The organism is Pseudomonas sp. R43(2017) (assembly GCF_002112345.1).
In the GTDB taxonomy this organism is placed as follows: Bacteria; Pseudomonadota; Gammaproteobacteria; order Pseudomonadales; family Pseudomonadaceae; genus Aquipseudomonas; species Aquipseudomonas kribbensis.
On the sequence record NZ_NEHJ01000009.1, the window covers coordinates 26,754 to 48,051 of the forward strand.

19 protein-coding genes are annotated in these 21,298 nt (G+C 60.2%); 6 read left to right on the plus strand and 13 right to left on the minus strand.

Going from position 1 to position 21,298, the window contains the following annotated elements; all coding sequences use genetic code 11:
- Positions 1–81: 81 nt before the first annotated feature.
- The 3 genes from CAG02_RS23495 to CAG02_RS23505 all read right to left on the minus strand — a co-directional run bounded on the left by CAG02_RS23495 (position 82) and on the right by CAG02_RS23505 (position 1,485).
- Positions 82–495, minus strand: a complete 414-nt coding sequence (locus CAG02_RS23495; RefSeq protein ID WP_085711319.1) for a hypothetical protein — start codon at positions 493–495, stop codon at positions 82–84.
- A 99-nt stretch (positions 496–594) separates the two neighbouring features.
- The gene (locus tag CAG02_RS23500) at positions 595–858 is read right to left on the minus strand and encodes a hypothetical protein (RefSeq protein ID WP_256576908.1); all 264 of its coding nucleotides are present in this window, start codon (positions 856–858) and stop codon (positions 595–597) included.
- 96 nt (positions 859–954) lie between these two features.
- Positions 955–1,485, minus strand: a complete 531-nt coding sequence (locus CAG02_RS23505; RefSeq protein WP_256576909.1) for a hypothetical protein — start codon at positions 1,483–1,485, stop codon at positions 955–957.
- Between the two features lie 375 nt (positions 1,486–1,860).
- Here CAG02_RS23505 and CAG02_RS23510 point away from each other — a divergent pair, with 375 nt between their 5' ends.
- From CAG02_RS23510 to CAG02_RS23520, 3 genes are read left to right on the plus strand one after another with little or no spacing between them, the layout of a single operon-like run.
- Positions 1,861–3,105 carry an exonuclease SbcCD subunit D C-terminal domain-containing protein gene (locus tag CAG02_RS23510; RefSeq protein WP_085711321.1) on the plus strand — a complete coding sequence of 415 codons (1,245 nt, stop codon included), beginning with the start codon at positions 1,861–1,863 and terminating at the stop codon, positions 3,103–3,105.
- Positions 3,102–6,743: an AAA family ATPase gene (locus tag CAG02_RS23515; protein WP_085711322.1), complete on the plus strand. Its 3,642-nt coding sequence runs from the start codon at positions 3,102–3,104 to the stop codon at positions 6,741–6,743. The genes CAG02_RS23510 and CAG02_RS23515 overlap by 4 nt, the downstream gene beginning before the upstream one ends.
- Positions 6,740–7,324, plus strand: a complete 585-nt coding sequence (locus CAG02_RS23520) for a glutathione S-transferase (RefSeq protein WP_085711323.1) — start codon at positions 6,740–6,742, stop codon at positions 7,322–7,324. The genes CAG02_RS23515 and CAG02_RS23520 overlap by 4 nt, the downstream gene beginning before the upstream one ends.
- Before the next feature lie 5 nt (positions 7,325–7,329).
- Here CAG02_RS23520 and CAG02_RS23525 read toward each other — a convergent pair whose 3' ends face one another.
- The 8 genes from CAG02_RS23525 to CAG02_RS23560 all read right to left on the minus strand — a co-directional run bounded on the left by CAG02_RS23525 (position 7,330) and on the right by CAG02_RS23560 (position 14,027).
- Positions 7,330–7,587: a hypothetical protein gene (locus tag CAG02_RS23525; RefSeq protein ID WP_085711324.1), complete on the minus strand. Its 258-nt coding sequence runs from the start codon at positions 7,585–7,587 to the stop codon at positions 7,330–7,332.
- A complete protein-coding gene (locus tag CAG02_RS23530) occupies positions 7,584–7,796 on the minus strand; it encodes a hypothetical protein (protein WP_085711325.1) in 213 nt (70 codons plus the stop codon). Before CAG02_RS23530 ends, CAG02_RS23525 begins: the two co-directional genes overlap by 4 nt.
- 254 nt (positions 7,797–8,050) lie before the next feature.
- Positions 8,051–8,230 (minus strand): hypothetical protein, encoded by a 180-nt coding sequence (locus CAG02_RS23535; protein ID WP_085703571.1) that lies wholly within the window; start codon positions 8,228–8,230, stop codon positions 8,051–8,053.
- Positions 8,231–8,386: 156 nt separating this feature from the next.
- Complete coding sequence (locus tag CAG02_RS23540; RefSeq protein WP_085711326.1) at positions 8,387–9,562, minus strand: lactonase family protein; 1,176 nt, start codon at positions 9,560–9,562, stop codon at positions 8,387–8,389.
- A complete protein-coding gene (locus tag CAG02_RS23545; RefSeq protein ID WP_085711602.1) occupies positions 9,559–9,867 on the minus strand; it encodes a DUF5629 family protein in 309 nt (102 codons plus the stop codon). Before CAG02_RS23545 ends, CAG02_RS23540 begins: the two co-directional genes overlap by 4 nt.
- Positions 9,868–9,963: 96 nt before the next feature.
- Positions 9,964–11,544, minus strand: a complete 1,581-nt coding sequence (locus CAG02_RS23550) for an aldehyde dehydrogenase (NADP(+)) (RefSeq protein ID WP_085711327.1) — start codon at positions 11,542–11,544, stop codon at positions 9,964–9,966.
- A 9-nt stretch (positions 11,545–11,553) separates the two neighbouring features.
- Positions 11,554–12,546: an AraD1 family protein gene (araD1, locus tag CAG02_RS23555; RefSeq protein ID WP_085711328.1), complete on the minus strand. Its 993-nt coding sequence runs from the start codon at positions 12,544–12,546 to the stop codon at positions 11,554–11,556.
- A gap of 158 nt (positions 12,547–12,704) precedes the next feature.
- The gene (locus CAG02_RS23560) at positions 12,705–14,027 is read right to left on the minus strand and encodes an MFS transporter (RefSeq protein WP_085711329.1); all 1,323 of its coding nucleotides are present in this window, start codon (positions 14,025–14,027) and stop codon (positions 12,705–12,707) included.
- Positions 14,028–14,220: 193 nt separating this feature from the next.
- On the opposite strand from CAG02_RS23560, the gene CAG02_RS23565 reads away from it, so the two are divergent.
- Positions 14,221–15,957 (plus strand): IlvD/Edd family dehydratase, encoded by a 1,737-nt coding sequence (locus CAG02_RS23565; protein WP_085711330.1) that lies wholly within the window; start codon positions 14,221–14,223, stop codon positions 15,955–15,957.
- 185 nt (positions 15,958–16,142) lie between these two features.
- Positions 16,143–16,862, plus strand: a complete 720-nt coding sequence (locus CAG02_RS23570; RefSeq protein ID WP_085711331.1) for a FadR/GntR family transcriptional regulator — start codon at positions 16,143–16,145, stop codon at positions 16,860–16,862.
- Between the two features lie 59 nt (positions 16,863–16,921).
- Here the strand turns inward: CAG02_RS23570 and CAG02_RS23575 are convergent, their stop codons facing one another.
- Together CAG02_RS23575 and CAG02_RS23580 are read right to left on the minus strand one after the other, a co-directional pair.
- Positions 16,922–19,306: an RND family transporter gene (locus CAG02_RS23575; protein WP_085711332.1), complete on the minus strand. Its 2,385-nt coding sequence runs from the start codon at positions 19,304–19,306 to the stop codon at positions 16,922–16,924.
- Positions 19,307–19,334: 28 nt separating this feature from the next.
- Positions 19,335–20,363: a YCF48-related protein gene (locus tag CAG02_RS23580; RefSeq protein ID WP_085711333.1), complete on the minus strand. Its 1,029-nt coding sequence runs from the start codon at positions 20,361–20,363 to the stop codon at positions 19,335–19,337.
- A 325-nt stretch (positions 20,364–20,688) separates the two neighbouring features.
- On the opposite strand from CAG02_RS23580, the gene CAG02_RS23585 reads away from it, so the two are divergent.
- Complete coding sequence (locus CAG02_RS23585) at positions 20,689–21,279, plus strand: amino acid synthesis family protein (protein WP_007957412.1); 591 nt, start codon at positions 20,689–20,691, stop codon at positions 21,277–21,279.
- Positions 21,280–21,298: the final 19 nt, after the last annotated feature.

A 21,298-nucleotide genomic window follows, 5' to 3' on the forward strand; every position in this document is an offset into this window, starting at 1 on the left:
TAATTTTTTCTACTGAATTAAATAAATCCGCCCCCCCTTTCACCCATTTGCCCATTTGCCCATTTGTCCTTTTGCCCCTCACTATGGCAAAGTTAATAGATCTACCTCGCCGGAATCCTCAGGGCGCTGAAGAAGACATTTCCATCTTTCAATAACCATCCGCCACTCCACTAATGAAAAATGACTTTCCGGCTGCCCCACCCAGTCATCATTGACCAAAATGTCCACTTGTACACCTGAGGCGTCCATGTTCAGCAGTACATCATTCCCACCTTCAATGATGGTGGTTTCCAAACCTTCTTCAATTGATTCGATGGCGTCAAGAATTCGGTCACAACTCTCGGCGGTTTGAGCTATCGCAATTAACACTTCACATACGTACCGGTCATATCGTTTCGCTCCTGCTTGCCCCGGCAAGGTCTCCGCGGCAGCGTAATACACATGACCCACTACAGGGTGGGTTCCACCGTACCTGTAGAAAAATTTCAATTCCACCTTCTAATCCTTTTTTTGCAATAAAGGCAATAAAGGGGACAGATTTATTAAACAAAACAAAACCGGGTAAAAAACCGCCACCTTTAAACCATAGAAAAATCAAATATTCCGCACTTCTTTAATATAGGCAGAAAATCTTCCTCCCCCTTCATCCACGTGCAATCGAGCACATTGGGGACAGCGATAGACTGTGACAGCCCCGGTTTCGAAAAACTGATAAAACTCTTCTTCAGTCAAACCACGGCTCGAGAGCGCATTACCGATATCATCTATCTTTTGCTCTGAGACCAGAGAAAGCTCAGCTTCAGACGTGCCTTTGGACAGGTTTATTACATAACCGCAAACACAAGCAAATTTCGGCATAGCCTCTCACTTAGCGCCAAGCAACTAGTCACACTTGCAATCAATAGAGAGCAGAACTATTCAATCAAATAAATCTGCCCCCCGTTTTCAACAGCTTTATCTCGGAATAATGACAGGAATAATCATCGGTGCCGGCGGTGCAGGTGGGTTGATCATCCCCTTGCTTTCCACCACAAGAACACCCTTCTTCTTGATGGTGTCAAACAAACGCTCAGTCGCGGCAGCATCAACGTAGCCACCCTCATCAATCGATACACTCAATGCCAGTTGTCGCCGTTCCTCAGTCAACTGTAGTTGCTTGGTACGGAAGAAAGTATGAAGCGACATTTCCTTGATGTTCGACAATTCAACATGCACGACCTCGACGTACTTCAACGCTTTCGCATCCCATCCCTGGACATAAAGCCCATTGGCAGTCAGCGCAAAAGTACAGAATTGGTAGGTGCCCGTATTCGATCCTGGCGTGGAGATAATCAATGAGCAACGCCCGTGCTGAAGAATTGGATCACTCAGAGAAGGATCATCTTTTACGATCTGCGAAGAAAATTGTGCCCGATCATAGTAAACCGTCGCCTTGTCTACGGGCGTGGTATTGCAGCCTGACGTCAGCAGAGTAATGCCCAGCAATAACGAGATTCCGAAACAGCGCATAATCATCCTTTAAAAGCAGTAAAAACGGGGACAGATTTATATTCATCACGATCATCACGGCACGCCTGTAAACACCCGGCTCAAGGCTGAAGCGTTCCGGACCTTGTTCCAGATCCCGAAATCTCATGCCCGGCTCCCAAATCAGTTGCAAGGGCCGCTCCGATCCTGATTGATATCAATATAGTGGCGCGATGGTAGATATCGGGTGTAGGCCCGTCAATCAAGGATTCATCGAGATCGTGCCCCCGCCTCCCGGACAAGCCTGCCTGCCGCAATAATCTGTAAACTCCCCCTCTTTCGCCGCCCTCTCCTTCCACGCGGCCATCACCTCTTTATATTGCGGAGTCAGCCTTGCGTCTGTTTCACACCTCCGACTGGCACCTTGGGCAGAACCTGCACGGCCAGGAGCGCGATTTCGAACACAGCTGTTTTCTCGAGTGGCTGCTGCGTCAATTGAAGCTGGCGCAGCCGGACGTGCTGCTGATCGCCGGCGACATCTTCGATACGGTGAACCCGCCGGTCAAAGCCCAGGAACGCCTTTACGATTTCATCGTCAACGCCCACGAGCAGCAGCCGCTGCTGACCATCGTGATGATTGCCGGCAACCACGATTCCGGCTCGCGGATCGAGTTGCCCGCGCCGTTGATGCGGCGTTTGCGTACCCATGCGTTGGGCCGGGTGTTGTGGCTGGACGACGGCGAGCTCGATTCGGAACGCCTGTTGTTGCCGCTGCCGAATGCCTCGGGCGAGATCGCCGCGTGGTGCCTGGCGCTACCGTTCCTGCGCCCGGCCGAAGTGACCGGCACGCATCTGGGCGACAACTATCTGCGCGGCATTGGCCAGGTGCATGAATGGCTGATCGAAGCGGCCAACGCCAAGCGTCAGCCTGGCCAGGCGCTGATCGCCATCAGCCACGCACACATGGCTGGCGGTTCGGTGTCGGAAGACTCCGAACGCAGCCTGATCATTGGCAATGCCGAAGCCCTGCCCGCCAGCCTGTTCGGGCCGAGCATCAGCTATGTCGCCCTCGGCCATTTGCACAAACCGCAGAAGGTCAATGGCGAAGAGCGGATTCGCTACAGCGGCTCGCCGATTCCGTTGTCGTTTTCGGAAATCAGTTATCAGCATCAAGTTCTCGACGTCGTGCTCGACGGCGAAACCCTGGTCAGCGTCGAGCCGATACTGATCCCCCGTTCCGTGAATCTGCAACGCCTCGGCCCTGCGCCGCTGGCGGAAATTCTGCTGCAACTGGCGGATCTGCCGAACATCGACCTGCTGGCCGAAACCCAGCGCCAGCCGTGGCTGGAAGTGCGCGTGACCCTCGACGAACCGCAACCGGATCTGCGCCATCAGGTCGAAAGTGCCCTGCAAGGCAAGGCCGTGCGACTGGTGCGGATCGCCGCCGAATACGCCGGCAACCGTGGCGCTGACGGCGTCGAGGACGGCAGCGCGCTGATCGAACTGGACCAGCTCACACCACAGGAATTGTTCAGCCGCGCCTGGCTCGACAATTACGGCAACGAGGTCGATGAGCAAACGCTCAAGGACTTCGCCACGCTGCTGCAGGACGTACAAATGGAGGGCGAGCAGCCATGAAGATTCTCGCCATTCGTTTGAAGAACCTTGCTTCGCTGGCCGGACCGTTCGAGATCGACTTCACCGCTGAGCCGCTGGCCAGCGCCGGTCTGTTCGCCATCACCGGCCCCACCGGTGCCGGCAAAAGTACCTTGCTCGATGCTTTGTGCCTGGCGTTGTTTGGCGCCGTGCCGCGTCTGAACAACACCGGGCGTGACGCCAAGGTGCCGGACGCCGACGGCGAAATCGCCACCGGCGACCCGCGCACCCTGCTGCGTCGTGGTACGGGCGAAGGGTTTGCCGAAGTGGATTTTGTCGGCGTCGATGGTCGCCGCTATCGCGCGCGCTGGGAAGCCAACCGCGCCCGGGAAAAGGCCGGCGGTAAGTTGCAGGCCAGCCGCCAGAGCCTGCGCGACATCGATCAGGATCAACTGCTCGCCAGCCAGAAAGGCGAGTACAAGGTTCAGCTCGAAGCCGCGCTGGGCCTGAACTTCGAACAGTTCACCCGCGCCGTGCTGCTGGCCCAGAGCGAGTTCAGTGCGTTCCTCAAGGCCGATGACAACGACCGCAGCGAGCTGCTGGAAAAACTCACCGATACGGCGCTCTACACCCGCCTCGGCCGGCGTGCGTTCGACAAGACCAAAGAGGCTCGCGAAGCCCACAAGCAGTTGCAGGATCAGGCCACCGGCGTGACCCCGCTGCCGCCCGAGGCTCGCGCCGAACTCGACGAGCGCTTCAACGCTGCCCAGCAGCAATTGAAGTTGCAGCAGGCACAACTCAAACAGCTTGAGCAACAACACACCTGGCTCAAGGATCTGCACCTGTTGCAGGACGCGCAGCAAGCAGCTGCCGAGCAACTGCAGAGCGCCGAACATGAGCGCGAAACGCTGGCCGGCGAACGCTTGCGACTGACGCGCCTTGAACAGCTCGCCCCGCAACGGCACCAGTTCGCCCGCAAGGCTGAAATCGATGCGCGGCTGACGCCACTGGCGGCGCAAATCCAGGCGCATACCCAGCAACAAGCCGAGTTGACCGAACGTCAGGCTCAACTTGAACAAGACCTGAGTGCTGCGCAAATCGCCCTGACCGAAGCGCAGAAGCAACAGAGCGAAAGTGCGCCGCTGTTGCGTCAGGCCTTCGATGAGCAAAGCACCCTCGCCCGCCTCGTCAGGGAAGTCGCGTCCGGTGCCGAAACGAAGCAAGCTGCCGAACAGGCCTGCACTCAGGGCCAAAGCGCAATCCAGACCCTGCTCGATCAGCAAAAGCAGGTCGCGGAACGCCTGCAACGCATCGCCGCCGATCTGGAGCAAAGCGCTCATCTGGCACCGTTGAGCGAAGCCTGGAATGCCTACCGCGACCGGTTGCAGCAACTGATGCTGATCGGCAACCGGTTGAACAAGGGCGAAAGCGAACTGGCGAGTCTCGAACAGAACGCCGCCCGCGCCACCGAAGAACTGTCAACGCAAAAACAGCAACTTGAAGTGCTGTTCAAAGAGGCCGGCGCTGAGCCGGACGCCGTCGCCGAGCAGATCGGCATCCTCGGCACCCTGTTGCAGGACAACCGCAAACAACTGCGCGCCGTCGAAGACCTGACGCGCCTGTGGGCCAGTCAACAGGAACTGGACAAACGCAGTGCGGAGCTGCAACAGCGCCAGCTCGATGCGCAACAGGAGCGTGAGCGCCTGACCCAGGACGGAGTAAAAACCAAGTCCGAACTGACCGTCGCCGAACAGACCCTCAACGTCACCCGTGAACTGCTCGAACGCCAGCGTCTAGCCCGCAGTGCCAGTGTCGAAGAGCTGCGTGCGCAATTGCAGGATGACCAGCCATGTCCGGTCTGCGGCAGCAACGAGCATCCATATCACCAGCCGGAAGCCCTGCTGCAAAGCCTCGGTCGTCACGATGAAAGCGAGCAGGCCAGCGCGCAGCAGGCGGTCGATCAACTGAAGGAAAAACTCACCGAGCTGCGCGCCAGCGTCGGTGGCGTGATTGCCCAACAGAAAGAGTTGCTGCAACAGCAGGAACAACTAGCGGTACAACAGCAGGCACTGACGCCGAGCATCGAATCTCATCCGCTGGCCGCTCAGTTGCTGAATCAGGACAGCGACAAGCGCGCTGCGTGGCTCACTCGCCAGAACGATCAACTGAACCAGAGCATCGCCCAGGACGAACAACGCCAGACCGCCCTGCTCACCTTGCAACAGGATGCGGCGCGCCTGAACCAGCAATTGCGTCACGCCGAAACCGCACACCAGCAAGCCACCCAGAACCTGAGCAATCAGCAACGCGAGCTGAATGCCGACCGCCAGCGTCTGGACGAAGAACTCGCAGCCTTCGCCACGCTGTTGCCTTCCGAAACTCACGAAGCCCTGCGCGCCGAACCGGCCGCGACCTTCATGCAGCTTGACCGGCAGATTGCCGAGCGTCTGGCGCAAGTCGATCAGCAAAAAGAAGAACTGGCTGAACAGCAACAACGCCAGCAGACGCTCGAGAAGGAACAAGATCGTCAACAGAGCCGTGTCCAGCAGTTGCAAACCGCTGAGCAACAGCTCAACACGCTGACCGCTCAACAACAGGCCAGCCAGGAGAAACTGTCGCAATTGCTGGGCGATCACAACTGTGCCGAACACTGGCAGCAGCAGCTTGAACTCGCGGTGGAACAGGCGCGCAACGCCGAATCCACCACGACTCAGGCCCTGCAAGGCGTGCGCACGCAACTCGTGCAAATCGCCGCCGAACTCAAGGCGCAGCAAGAGCGTTTGCAGGCGCTGGAAGCCGAAGACCGTGAATTGGCCGGCAAGATTGCCGACTGGCGCGCCCGTCATCCGGAACTGGATGATGGCGGTCTCGAAGATCTGTTGCGGGTCGATGACGCGCAGGTCAGCGAGCTGCGCGAGCGTTTGCAGCGCAACGAAAAGGCCCTGGAGCACGCCAAAGTGCTGTTGCAGGAGCGTGATCGCCAGTTGCTCGAGCATCGGGCGCAGCACAACGGCAACCTCGAAGCCGAACAACTCGCCGCCGCCCTCGCCGACTTGCAGAACCAGTGCGGCGCCAGTGAACAGCTCTGCGCCGAACTGCGCGCCGAACAAGTCGAAGATCAGCGCCGGCAGAACGCCAACTCCGTGTTGGCGCAGCAGATCGCCGACGCCTATGCCGAATATCAGCGCTGGGCACGACTCAATGCCTTGATCGGTTCGGCCACCGGTGACACCTTCCGCAAGATCGCTCAGGCCTACAACCTCGACCTGCTGGTGCATCACGCCAACGCGCAACTGCGGCAACTGGTCAAACGCTATCGCCTCAAACGCGGCGGCAGCATGCTGGGTCTGCTGGTGATGGACACCGAAATGGGCGACGAACTGCGCTCGGTGCATTCGCTGTCCGGCGGAGAAACCTTCCTGGTGTCGCTGGCTCTTGCATTGGGTCTGGCCTCGATGGCGTCGAGCACGTTGAAGATCGAATCGCTGTTCATCGATGAAGGCTTCGGCAGCCTCGATCCGGAATCCCTGCAACTGGCCATGGACGCCCTCGACGGTTTGCAGGCTCAGGGCCGCAAGGTCGCGGTGATTTCCCACGTGCAGGAAATGCACGAGCGGATTCCGGTGCAGATTCAGGTGCAGCGCCAGGGCAATGGTTTGAGCACACTGGAGGTGAAATGAACACGCTGTATTCGTTCCGCCGCTGCCCGTACGCGATGCGGGCGCGGATGGCGTTGCGCTATTCGGGCGTGCCGGTGGAGATCATCGAAGTCAGCCTCAAGGCCAAACCGGCCGAGATGCTGGCGATCTCGCCCAAGGGCACGGTGCCGGTGCTGGATGCCGGTGGTCAGGTGATCGATGAAAGCCTGGAGATCATGCGCTGGGCGCTGGCGCAGAATGATCCGGATGACTGGTTACTGGGTGGCGATTCAAGGATTGCCGAGTTGATCGAAGCCAACGATCAAGTGTTCAAGGTGCACCTGAATCGCTACAAGTACGCCGAGCGTTACCCGGAACAGCCGATGGAGGTTTATCGCGCGGAAGGTGCGCTGTTCTTGCAGCAGCTGGATGGATTGCTCGAAGGTCGTGATTACTTGTTGACCGATCATCCTTGCCTGGCCGATATCGCGCTGCTGCCCTTCGTCCGCCAGTTCGCCCATGTGGATCGCGAGTGGTTTGCGACGACGCCTTATGAGCGGTTGCAGGCTTGGCTACAGCGCTTTCTCGAGTCGGAGCTGTTTACCGCCATCATGAAAAAGTAAGCGCCTTACGCCAGTACCTGGCACATGCCGATGGCCGAGCAATCCACTTGGAACGGTCCGAGAAAACTCACTTCGGTTTTCACCGGTGGATTGCCGGCCAGCAGCCCCAGCGCATTGGCCCGTTCGATGTTGTGCGCAATGGTGTGGTTGGCCTCTATGGCCCGGGCCAGCCCGCCGACCGAGCCCTGACCGAACCCCAACAGGGACGCGCCATTGGTCATGATCGCCAGACCGGCGATGACCCAGAATCTGTAGCCTTTCATGCTCCGACGGCTCCCGCAAGTTCAGCGGAATCCACCGCTGCGCTTTGCGAGCGGAGTTCGAACTGGACGCCGGGATGCGCGACCTGGATCGGCGCATCGAAGCTGTGTTGCGACTGGGACGCGAGGCTGACGAACAGCACCATGACCAGGTACAGACCGATGGCCAGGTAGGCGCCGCGTTTGGCGGAAGTGAGGATTGAACTGGCCATGATGTGTGCTCCGTGGACAATGTTTCGACGCCCACAGAATCAATCAAAAAAGCCGGGGTAACCACTCAGCGTTTACCATAGTAACCATCAGCTTCGTTGATTATTTAGCCGGTCTATCCCGCCGTTTGAAAATGTCTATCGCCTGACGATACACGCGCAAAAAACTGCCCAAGGCTGCGATCTTTTGATTTTGCTTTTGATAAACAAGATCAAAGGATCGCAGCCTTGGGCAGTTCCAGGGTGTGACGGAAATTTCAGTGTTGGGCTTTGTGATCCAGCGCGGCGTAGAAGTTGGCGCTCTGTTGCAGGTATTTCTGGGTGTAGCTCTGGGTGTGGGATTTTTTGCTGCTGATTTCAACGTTGGCGCTGGCTGGCAGAGCAACGGTGGCGGAGATGGCGGAAGCGGCAATTACGGAGAAGAGATTGAAGTTCATGGCGGTAACCCTCGAGTTCGGTTGGCTTGCTTGCCCGGTTGGGCCGTGAAGCAAACTTAACGCTCGAGGGTTGCTCGCTTGAAATGCTTTGCACCATTACCTGTTATCAGCAGGATTAATACAAAGCGTCAGGCCCCGTAGACCGGGGCCTGCGGCTTATTGACGCACGAGAAACTTGAGGTCGCTCGGGGCGTCCATCGGCAGTTTTTGCACGGTTTTGCCGAGCAGACCGGTCTTGCCGTCGCGTTCGACCACGACAATCTGGTTGCTCTTCTGGTTGGCGATCAGCAGGAATTTGCCGCTCGGATCGAGGCTGAACTCACGCGGGTGATCGCCTTCCACCGAACGTCGCTGCAGTTCCTTGAGCTGGCCGCTGGCCGGGTCGATGGCAAACACCAGCAACTGATTGGCGGTGCCACGGTTGCTGACGTAGAGGAATTTGCCATCAGCCGACGCGTGCAGCGCCGCAGCGGCTTTGTCCGAAGTCGGCTGGCCGGCTGCCAGATCAACCATTTGCGTCTGGGTCAGCACGCCGTCCTTGTAGTCGAACACGGCAACCTGGGCGCTCATTTCCATGGTCAGCCAGGCATGTTTGCCGTCAGCGCTGAACAGCAGATGACGCGGCCCGCTGCCCGGTGGCAGTTGCACCGAAGCGGTTTTCGCCGGAGTCAGCGGCAGGTCCGGGTTGGCTTTCGGGTCGAATTGGTAGACGAAGACTTTGTCTGCACCCAGGTCGTTGGAGAACACATAACGGCCGTCCGGCGAGGAAATCGTCGAGTGCACGTGGTTCGAGGCCTGACGCTCGGGATTGACCCGACTCGCCGGGTGCGCGCTCATCTGCACCACCGGTTTGAGCTTGCCGTCGCTGCCCACCGGCAACACCGCGAGGGTGCCGCCCGGATCTTCGACCACGGAATAGTTGCTGACGAACAGATGACTGGCGTCGCCGCTGAGGCTCGAATGGGTCGGCTCATTGCCCAGGCTCTGCACCTGATTGATCAGGGTCAGCGCATGAGTTTTCGGATCGATCGAATAACTGCTGACGCGACCGACCGGGTCTTTCTGGCCCGGGCCGTTTTCGTTGACCACGAACACCCGGTGCTGATCCTTGGAGAGGGTCAGCCACGACGGGTTTTCGCTCTTGATCACCTGCAGCGGCTTGGCGTCGATCTGGCCGGTGGCGCTGTCGAAGTTCATCCGGTAGATGCCCTGGCTGGTGCCGGCGGTGTAGGAGCCGACCAGCAACTGGAAGCTCTCGGCCGAGGCACTGGACAGGCCCATCGCACCGACGCTGCCGGCCATCAGCAACGGCCAGAATTTACGCATGTTCATTCGGTTTCATCCTCGTCGTCGGCGCTGCTGAGTACATCACCGAGGCAGACCAGACGGTGTTCGCCGACGGTTTTGGTGTCGCTGGCAAAACCGATGATCAACCAGCTCTGCAGGTCCTGGTCGAACGTCGCCGCTTCAACCTGGGCCGGTGTGAACTCCCAATGCTTGGCCGTTCGGCCATCGATGCACTCGATATGCAGGTTGTCGTCTTCATCGAGGGCGAATTCGAAGGCGTGCAGGCCGTCGATTTCGACCATACCGCAGTGTTCGAGGGCGTTGAGAAGGGTGTCTGGTACGGCAGTCATGTCGATCATGTCTTTCAGGGGGAAAGTGGCAATGATAGCTCAATGTGGCCGCCGGGCCTCAGGGGAGCTTGCCCACACAAGACCCGGCGATCCGGCTTAGAGCGCTTCGCGTGAAGGCTTGCCGTCGACCAGCCGCTGAATCCGCAGCGGGTTGGCATTTTTCAACGGTTCCGGCAGCAGGCTGTCGGGGTAGTTCTGGAAGCACACCGGGCGCAAGAAACGATCAATGGCCAGGGTGCCGACCGAGGTGCCGCGAGCATCGGACGTTGCCGGATACGGCCCGCCGTGAACCATCGAATCACACACCTCGACACCGGTCGGGTAACCGTTGAGCAGGATCCGCCCGACCTTCTGTTCCAGCAACGGCGTCAGTTCCGGGAACTGCACGAAGTCTGCCGGCTCGCCGATGATCGTCGCGGTGAGTTGCCCATGCAGACCATGCAGCGCCGCACTCAGTTGCGCCTGATCGGCCACTTCGACGATCACCGTGGTCGGGCCGAACACTTCTTCCTGCAACACTTCATCGCCATTGATCAACAGACTGGCATCGGCCCTGAACAACTGCGGCTGCGCCTGATTACCCTGCTGCGGATTGCCGGCCAGATGCTCGATGCCGGCATGCGCCAAGAGTTTTTCCAGACCTTTGCCATAGCTGCCAAGGGTCCCGGCATTGAGCATGGTTTGCGCCGGTTGATCGCCGATCAGCGCAGCGACTTGCTCGACGAACGCCGTGAATTGCGGCGAGCGAATGCCGATCACCAGGCCCGGGTTGGTACAGAACTGACCGCAGCCTTGCACCACCGAGGCGGTCAGATCACGGGCGACGGATTCCGAACGCACGGCCAGGGCCTGGGGCAACACAATCACCGGGTTGATGCTCGACATCTCGGCGAACACCGGGATCGGCTGCGCACGCGCAGCTGCCATGTCGCACAACGCCCGTCCGCCCTTGAGCGAACCGGTGAAACCGACAGCTTGAATCGCCGGATGCTTGACCAGCCACTCGCCGACGCCACCGCCGTAGATCATGTTGAACACACCGGCCGGCATCGCGGTTTTTTCCGCCGCCCGAATCACCGCGTCAGCCACGAATTCGGCCGTGGCCATATGGCCGCTGTGGGCCTTGAACACCACCGGGCACCCGGCGGCCAGCGCCGATGCGGTGTCGCCGCCAGCGGTGGAAAATGCCAGCGGAAAATTGCTCGCGCCGAACACCGCCACCGGGCCGAGGCCGATACGGTATTGACGCAGATCGGGACGCGGCAGCGGCTGGCGATCCGGCAGAGGCAGGTCGATGCGCGCACCGTAGAAATCACCGCGCCGCAGCACTTTCGCGAACAGCCGCATCTGGCCGCTGGTGCGACCACGCTCGCCCTGAATCCGCCCGGCAGGCAGCGCGGTTTCACGGCAGACCACCGCGACAAAATCATCGCCCAGCGCATCCAGTTCATCGGCGATGGCATCGAGAAATTGCGCGCGTCGTTCGGCGCTCAAGCTGCGATAGGCCGGGTAGGCAGAAGCGGCCGCTTTGGCGGCGGCGTCCACTTCCTCCTGCGTCGCCTGAATGAAATCGTGAGGGAGCGCCTCACCCGTCGTGGCGTCGATGCTCTGCAACTTGACGCTGCCCGCCGCGCTGCGACGCCCGCCGATGTAGTTGTGACCGAGAATCTGAGTCATGGAATCTCCTTAAAGGGTGCCGATGCTGTCCGGTTGGAAAACCGCTTCAACCGGGGCAATGCCGTTGACCAGCGGCGCGCCGAATTCGGCCTGGCTGATCTCGAACACGTCGCCCGGCTGAGTGCGGATGCCATCGGCGAACGACAGAGTCGCGGTGCCGAAGAAGTGAATGTGCACGTCGCCCGGACGCAGGAACTGGCTGTACTTGAAGTGGTGGTATTCGAGGTTCGCCAGGCTGTGGCACATGTTGGCCTCGCCGCTGAGGAACTCGTTCTGCCACAGCACTTCACCGTCGCGCAGGATGCGGCTGGTGCCGGCCAGATGTTGCGGCAATTCACCGACGCGCAGTTCCGGGCCGTAGCTGCAACTGCGCAGTTTCGAGTGAGCCAGGTAGAGGTAGTTCTTGCGCTCCATGACGTGATCGGAAAACTCGTTGCCCACCGCGAAACCGAGGCGATACGGCTTGCCGTCGTGGCCGATAACGTAGAGGCCGGCCATCTCCGGCTCTTCGCCGGCGTCTTCGGCAAACGGCGGCAGCGGGAATGGCTGACCAGGACGCACGACAATGCTGCCATCGCCCTTGTAGAACCATTCCGGCTGCACGCCGGCCTGCCCCGCCGCCGGTTTGCCGCCCTCCACGCCCCACTTGAAGATGCGCATGGTGTCGGTCATCGCCGCTTCGTCGCCGGCCTGCTGGTGCATCTTGTCCCGGGCCGACGCGCTGCCGAGGTGCGTGAGGCCGGTGCCGCTGACCAGCAGATGCGCCGGGTCCGGGTGATCCAGCGGCGGCAGGACGCGCAGGTCTTTGAGCAACTGCGCGTAATCGTGGCTGATGCCGAGGCCGAGGGTTTGCACTTGCTGCGCCAATGTACTGCCGGCCTCGATCGCCGCCAGTGCCAGATCACGAACCGTGCGCGCATCCTGCACTTCGTGCACCAGACCGCCCTCGACCACCCCGACACGGCGCTCGCCGTTACTTAATTCGAATTGAACCAGATGCATATGTCCTCTCCTGTATACCAATTCTGAGTTCGGCGCCGCCCCATTGTGGGAGCGGGCTTGCCCGCGAAAGCGGTGTGTCATTCAACTGTGAGGGTGGCTGACCCAACGCATTCGCGAGCAAGCCCGCTCCCACATGGGTTGTGTATGGTTCCGCAGATTCAAGTGCGCGTTGCACCGCGTGCACTCGCTGCAAATTGCTCGACCGGCAGCACATGCTTGCGCTCCAGCAAGCGATAGACGACGCCCGTCAAAATCAACCCGAACACCATTACGCCGGCCAGGAAGTACAGGCCCGAAGCAAGGTTGCCGGTGTATTCCTTCAGCGCGCCGATCACGAACGGACCGATGTAGCCGCCGAGGTTGCCGACCGAGTTGATCAGGGCGATCCCCGCCGCCGCACTGGCGCCGGCAAAGAAGCGCCCCGGCAAGGTCCAGAACACCGCCGTGCAGGAGAACAGCGCGAACGCCACCAGACACAACGCCGCCAGTTGCGCCACCGGCAACGACAGCCAGGCACTGAGGAACAAGCCGAGGGCGCCCAGCACGTAAAGCACCGCCAGATGCCCGTAGCGATCATTCATGCGGTCAGAACTGCGCGGCACGATCAGGAGCCCGACGATGCCGAAGATGTATGGCACCGATGACACGAAACCGGTCACCAGATCGCTGCCGCCGAACTGTTTGATCAGAGTCGGCAGCCACAGGCCAAGTCCGTAGATGCTCAGGGTCACCGGCAGATAGAACAGCGCCAGCAGCAACACACGTTTGTCTTTCAGCGCATGCAACGGATTGCCGTGGCGGGTCTGGCCGTACTCCTGCAGATCCTTTTTCAGTTCGCCGGTCAGCCAGTCCTTCTCGGCCTGATTCATCCATTTCACTTGCTGCGGGCCGTCCGGCAGCCAGCGCAATACCGGCCAGGTCAGCAGGATCGCCGGGGTGCCGATGACGATGAACAGCCACTGCCAGCCGTGCAGACCGAGGATGCCGTCCATGCCCAGCAGGCCGCCGGATACGGGGCCGGTGATCATCATCGCGATGGGTTGGGACAGTATGAACAGCCCGAGGATCTTGCCGCGATGGCGCACCGGGAACCATTGGGTGATGTAGTACAGAACGCCGGGAAAGAACCCCGCCTCCGCCGCGCCGAGCAGAAAGCGCATCACATAGAAACTGTGCGGGCCCTGGACGAAGGCCATGCCGATGGTGATCGCGCCCCAGGTGATCATGATCCGCGCGAACCAGCGCCGCGCACCGAAGCGTTCGAGCATCAGGTTGCTGGGGATTTCCAGCAGAAAGTAGCCAATGAAAAACAGTCCGGCACCGAGGCCGTAGGCGGCATCGCCGATGCCGATATCGGCGCCCATGTGCAGCTTGGCGAAGCCGACGGCGGAGCGATCCACATAGGCGATCAGGTACAGCAGGATCAGGAAGGGAATCAGTTTCAGCGTGATACGCCGGACAAGCCGCAGTTCCTGGCTCATGGGATCGGTCTCCGATTGTTGTTTTTATGGAACCTGCGGGGACGCCTCTCGCGGAAAACCGCCAGGGCCATCCCTCAATCGAAAACGACTATATAGTAATACTAATTACGCAACAACACTTCCAAACCATCGATTTTGCGCTTATGTTTAGCCGAAGCTCGCAAACAATAGTCTTACAATAAGAGAATCGATCATGTCTGATAAGCAACCCACCCTGCGCTCCGCCCAATGGTTCGGCACAGCCGACAAGAACGGCTTCATGTACCGCAGCTGGATGAAGAATCAGGGCATCGCCGACCATCAGTTCCATGGCAAGCCGATCATCGGCATCTGCAACACCTGGTCGGAACTGACGCCGTGCAACGCGCATTTCCGCCAGATTGCGGAGCACGTCAAACGCGGTGTGATCGAGGCCGGCGGCTTTCCGGTGGAATTCCCGGTGTTCTCCAACGGCGAATCCAACCTGCGTCCGACCGCCATGCTCACCCGCAACCTGGCGAGCATGGACGTCGAGGAAGCGATTCGCGGCAACCCGATTGACGGCGTGGTGTTGCTGACCGGTTGCGACAAGACCACCCCGGCGCTGCTGATGGGCGCAGCCAGTTGCGACGTACCGGCGATCGTCGTCACCGGTGGGCCAATGCTCAACGGCAAGCACAAGGGCAAGGACATTGGTTCCGGCACCGTGGTCTGGCAGCTCAGCGAGCAGGTCAAGGCCGGCACCATCACCATCGACGACTTCCTGGCGGCCGAGGGCGGCATGTCCCGCTCGGCCGGCACCTGCAACACCATGGGCACCGCGTCGACCATGGCCTGCATGGCCGAAGCGCTGGGCACTTCCCTGCCGCACAACGCGGCGATTCCGGCGGTGGATGCGCGGCGTTACGTGCTGGCGCACATGTCCGGCATGCGTGCGGTCGAGATGGTGCGTGAAGACTTGAAGCTGTCGAAGATCCTCACCAAAGAAGCCTTCGAAAACGCGATCCGGGTCAACGCAGCGATTGGCGGTTCGACCAACGCGGTGATTCACCTCAAAGCCATTGCCGGACGGATCGGTGTGGAGCTGGATCTGGACGACTGGACCCGCATGGGCCGTGGCATGCCGACCATTGTCGACCTGCAACCGTCCGGGCGTTTCCTGATGGAGGAGTTCTACTACGCGGGCGGCTTGCCGGCGGTGCTGCGACGTCTTGGCGAGGCCAATCTGATTCCGAATCCTGACGCGCTGACCGTCAACGGCAAATCCATTGGCGAGAACACCAAGGACGCACCGATCTACGGCGAAGACCAAGTGATCCGCACCCTCGACAACCCGATCCGCGCTGACGGCGGGATCTGCGTGTTGCGCGGTAACCTGGCGCCGCTCGGTGCGGTGCTCAAACCGTCCGCCGCCACGCCGGAACTGATGCAACACCGTGGCCGCGCCGTCGTATTCGAGAACTTCGACATGTACAAGGCGCGAATCAACGACCCGGAGCTGGACGTCGATGCCAACTCGATTCTGGTGATGAAGAACTGCGGTCCGAAGGGTTATCCGGGCATGGCCGAAGTCGGCAACATGGGTTTGCCGGCCAAGCTGCTGGCCCAGGGCGTGACCGACATGGTGCGTATCTCCGACGCGCGGATGAGCGGCACCGCTTACGGCACCGTTGTCTTGCACGTTGCCCCGGAAGCGGCTGCCGGCGGGCCTTTGGCGGTGGTGAAGGAAGGCGACTGGATCGAGCTGGATTGCGCCAGCGGGCGTCTGCACCTGGACATTCCGGACGCCGAACTGGCGGCGCGCATGGCGGATCTGCAACCGCCGCAACAGTTGTTGGTGGGGGGTTATCGTCAGTTGTATATCGACCATGTGCTGCAGGCGGATCAGGGGTGTGATTTTGATTTCCTGGTCGGTTGCCGAGGTGCTGAAGTGCCCCGCCACTCCCACTGACACCACCATGCCTCCTGTGGGAGCGGGTCTGCTCGCGAAAGTGGTGTGTCAGCAACCTGTGTTTGTCTGACACACCGCTTTCGCGAGCAAGCCCGCTCCCACATTTGCTCTGTATCTGCCTCAAGATTGTGTGGTGCCTGCTATGATGCGCGGCATCTCCATCGCTCAGGATCGTGCCGCTCCCCATGGATTACCGCAAACCTTCCGACCGCAAAAGCATGCACTCGCGCATCGTCCAGGAACTGGGCATGCAGATCGTCTCCGGCCGTTTTCTGCCCGACGACAAACTGCCCGCCGAAGCCTTGCTCTGCGAAGAATACGCGGTCAGTCGGCCGGTGTTGCGCGAAGCCACGCGGGTGTTGGTGGCCAAGGGGCTGGTGTACTCGAAACCGCGCGTAGGCACAGTGGTCAAGCCGCGCCGCGAATGGCACATGCTTGATCCGGACGTGCTGCACTGGCTGATGCAAAGCAGCCCGCAGAATGAATTCTTCAACGTGCTGACCAGCGTGCGCAGCATCATCGAACCGGCCGCCGCCGCCCTCGCCGCCCAGCACGCTACGGATGCCGACATCGCCGCCATCGGCGAAGCCTACCAACGCATGGAAGCCGCGCCGACACCGGAAGCCTTGCTGCAACCGGACCTGGACTTCCACAGCCGCATTGCCGATGCGACCCACAACGATTTGCTGGCGAACCTGTGCAACATGCTGTCGGTGGCAATTGCCGAGGCGTTGAAGCATTCCAACCAGCGGCCGAATCTGCATGAACTGGCGTTGCCTCGGCACAAGGCGATACTCACCGCGATCGAGAACCGGGATGCGTTGGGGGCTCGGCATGCGACGTTGGTGCAGCTGGATGATGCGCGGAGTGCGCTAAGTGTTGTGCTCGGCACCGAACTGTCCTGAAGACATAAAAAAAGCCGCAACCCTTCAAGGTTGCGGCTTTTTCATTTCAGCCAAATGGATCAGTGGGCAAACAACGAATTCCCCTTCTGCCCCGCCAGTTTCTCAGGCTTGATCAGGAACTTGGCCAGCGCCGGCAACAGCCACAGCGCACCGAACATGTTCCACAGCAGCATGAAGGTCAGCATCAGACCCATGTCGGCCTGGAATTTGATCGCCGAGAAGATCCAGGTGCACACGCCGATGGCCAGGCACAGCCCGGTGAACAGCACCGCTTTACCGGTGGATTTCAGGGTCTGGTAATAGGCTTCCTGCAACGGCAGGCCGGCTCGCAGGAAACTTTCCAGGCGGCTGTAGATGTAGATGCCGTAGTCCACGCCGATCCCCACGCCCAGCGCCACCACCGGCAGGGTTGCGACCTTAACGCCGATGCCCATGAACGCCATCAGCGCGTTGCCCAGCACCGAGGTCAATACCAGCGGCAGCACGATGCACAGGGTCGCCGCCCAGGAGCGGAAGGTGATCATGCACATCACCGCCACGCAGATGTACACCAGAATCAGGATGGTCAGTTCAGCCTGTTTGATGACTTCGTTGGTGGCCGCTTCGATCCCGGCGTTACCGGCCGCGAGGATGAACTCCAGACCGTCCTTGTTGTTGTCCTTGGCGAATTCCTGCACGGCTTTGACCGCACGATCCAGGGTTTCCGCCTTGTGATCGTTGAGGAACACCAGCACCGGCGCCAGCGAGCAACTGTTGTTGTACAGGCCATCGGCACGGGCGATGGAGTTGTTCAGCACGTCCGGGTTGCGCGACAGGGTTTCCCATTTCAGGTTGCCCTCGTTCATGCCCTTGATCATCTGCTTGGACACGGTCACCAGCGAGATCGCCGACTGCACGCCCTCGGTGTTCTGCATCTTCCACATCAGCTCGTCGATCGGCGCCATCGCTTCATAGCGCGAGCAGCCTTCGGACTTGGTCTTGACCATCACCACCAATACATCGGAGCTGGTGGAATAGTTGTTGATGATGAAGTTGTTGTCCTTGTTGTAGCGCGAATCCGGACGCAGTTCCGGCGCGCCCTGGTCGAGGTCGCCGATCTTCAGGTTCTGGCTGTACCAGAGGCCACCGCCGAAGGCGATCAGGGCCAGCGCGATGGACACCGGTGCAACTTTCGGGCTGGCGAAATTCGACAGCAGGCGCCAGAACGGGTGTTCGCGGTTCGCGTCCTTCTTGCTCTTGGCGATGGCGCGCTTGCTGATGCCGACATAGGAAATCGCCACCGGCAGCAGGATCAGGTTGGTGAACACGATCACCGCCACGCCGATGGACGCGCCGATGGCCAGTTCACGGATCACGCCGATGTCGATGATCAGCAGGGTGATGAAGCCCACCGCATCCGCGAGAATCGCGATCATCCCCGGCAGGAACAGTTGCCGGAAGGTGCGCCGCGCAGCGGTCAGGGCGTTGTCCGCTTCGCTCGATTGCAGGGCGATACCGTTGATCTTCTGCACGCCGTGGGAAATACCGATGGCGAAGATCAGGAACGGCACCAGCATCGAATACGGATCGAGGCCGAACCCGAAGAAGTGCATCAACCCCAGTTGCCAGACCACCGCCACCAGCGTGGTGCTCAGTACGGCCACGGTGCTGCGCAGGCAGTTGGTGAACCACAGCAGCAGGATCAGGGTGATGACGAACGCGATGCCAAAGAACATCACCACCATCACCAGACCATCGATCAGGTCACCGACCTTTTTGGCGAAACCGACGATGTGGATCTTGACGTTGGGGTTCTGTGCTTCGAACTTGTTGCGGATCTTGTCTTCCAGTTCATGGGAGAACTGGCGATAGTCCAGCGCCAGCAACTTGCCCTGGTCCTGCGGGTCCGGGTAGGACTCCAGCAGCGGGATGTCGACGATGCTCGACTTGAAGTCGTTGGCCACCAGACGCCCGACCTGACCCGACTTGAGCACGTTGTTGCGCAGCATGTCGAGGCTGTCCTGGGAGCCGTCGTAGCTCTGCGGGATCACTTCACCGCCGGCGAAACCTTCCTCGGTCACTTCGGTCCAGCGTACGCTCGGGCTCCACAGCGACTTCAGGCCGGAACGATCGACGCCGGAGATGTAGAACACCTCGTCGTTGATCTGACGCAGGGTCTCCATGTATTCCTTGGAGAAGATGTCACCGTCCTTGGCTTCCACCGAAATGCGTACGGTGTTGCCCAGGTTCGTCAGATCGTTGCGGTGCTCCATCATCTTCTCGATGAACGGATGCTTGAGCGGGATCATTTTTTCGAAGCTGGTGGACGGCCGGATCAGCGTCGCCTGCCAGAACAGGAAAATACTGACCAGCAGGCAGATCACGATCACTGCCGGGCGGTTGTTGAAGATCAGGCGTTCGAGGAACGTCGCCTTGTCCTGATGATGAGTGCTCAAGGAAGTCATAGCCCCGCCTTCTTATTATTGATTCGGCTCATTTGCCCAGCTCGGTGCCGTTGGGCGTGGTGGTGTGGACGCCACCCTGCCCGCTCAGGATCAGGTTGCCGTTGCCGGCGGCGGTGACCGACGACAGCGAGATGCGATCCGGGCGGTTGAACACGCTGAAGGTTTCACCGTTGTCGCTGCTGCTGATCACTGTGCCGCCGTTGCCGACGATGATGATGGAGCCGTCGTCGAGCCGCGTGGCGCCGGACAGGCCGAACTCCAGGGCGCCGCGCGCAGCCTTGAGTTCGACCTGCTGCCAGGTGCTGCCGAAATCGGTGGAGCGGTAGAGGTTGCCGCGCAGCCCGTAGGCCAGCAGCGTGGACGGCTGGGCAGTGCCGATTACACCGAACAGCGAGCCTTGATACGGGCCTTCGATTTTTTCCCAGGTCTGGCCCCAGTCGGCGGAGCGGAACATCGCGCCCTGCTCGCCCACGATGAACAGCCCGGCGTCCTTGACGGCGGCGATGGCGTTGAGGTGGAACTGGTCCTGGTTGTCGAGGCGGTCGCTGACGTCTTGCCAGTTTTTGCCACCGTCGGTGGTTTCCAGCAACGCGCCGTAGGCACCCACGGCCAGGCCGTTGTTGAGGTCCTTGAACCAGAGGTCGAGCAGCGGCGATTCGCGCTTGAGGTCTTCGAACTGTTTGGTCCAGGTCTGACCGCCGTCTTCGCTGGCGAGGATCTGCGCGTCATGGCCGACGGCCCAGCCGTGCTTGTCGTCGACGAAATACACGGCCGTCAGCAACTGGCGGCTCGGCACCTTGGCCTGAGTCCAGGACTTGCCCTGGTCGTCGGAGTAGAGAATGTGCCCGCGATCCCCGACCGCCACCAGCCGTGAACCGGCGTGGACGACATCGAGCATCAGGCTTTTCGGGGCCTTGGCCGATTCGATGGCGTAGACCACGTCGGCAGGCGCTTCGGCAGCCAGGACAGGCGCCGACAAGGTGGCAAAGCCCAGCAGAGAGAGTGCTGTGGCCAGCAACGCGGTGTTGCGTAACGCCGGCGGGCGGCAACGACTCATAGACCTTCCCCTATTTATTATTGTTAGGCCATTCGGCCTTCAAGGGCGCCGCAAGTGTGCTCCGGCGACGGCTGGTCAGAAGCATAGTCCTGAAACCCGCAATCCAGAGCCACTTCGGAAGCTGGCTCATCCTATCGGGCATTCGAAACGTCTGACAATCGGCGCAACGTTATCTTTTGTTAACCGAAAGGGATTACAGCGGCGGCTGAATGCGCGGGCATTCGTCCGACTGATGGACGGGAATCTTGCGTGGGGGACTTGCACGATCGGTATTATGGTATACCATCAGACGCACAGACACTCTTTATCCCCTACGGAGCAGCTCATGAGTTTCGAAATTCGCAAGATCGTCAGCTATGTCGAAGAGACCTTCATTGAAGGCGGCAAGGCGTCCGACACCCCAGTGACCATGGTGGGCCTGGCCGTCGTGATGAAAAACCCGTGGGTCGGCAACGGCTTTGTCGAGGATCTCAAGCCGCAGATCCGCGCCAACTGCTCCGACCTCGGCGCGATGATGGTCGAGCGCCTGGTGGGCATCATCGGCGGCGCCGAGAAGATCGAGGCTTACGGCAAGGCTGCGGTGGTCGGCGCCGATGGCGAGATCGAACACGCCTCGGCGGTGATCCACACCCTGCGCTTCGGCAACCACTACCGCGAAGCGGTCAAGGCCAAGAGCTACCTGAGCTTCACCAACAAGCGCGGCGGCCCGGGCACTTCGATCCAGATCCCGATGATGCATAAGGACGACGAAGGCCTGCGCTCGCACTACATCACCCTGGAAATGCAGATCGAAGACGCTCCGCGCGCCGACGAAATCGTCGTGGTGCTCGGTTGCGCCGACGGTGGTCGCCTGCACCCGCGCATCGGCAACCGCTACATCGATCTGGAAGAACTGGCCGCCGAAAAAGCCCAGTAATCACAATAAAAAAAGGCAT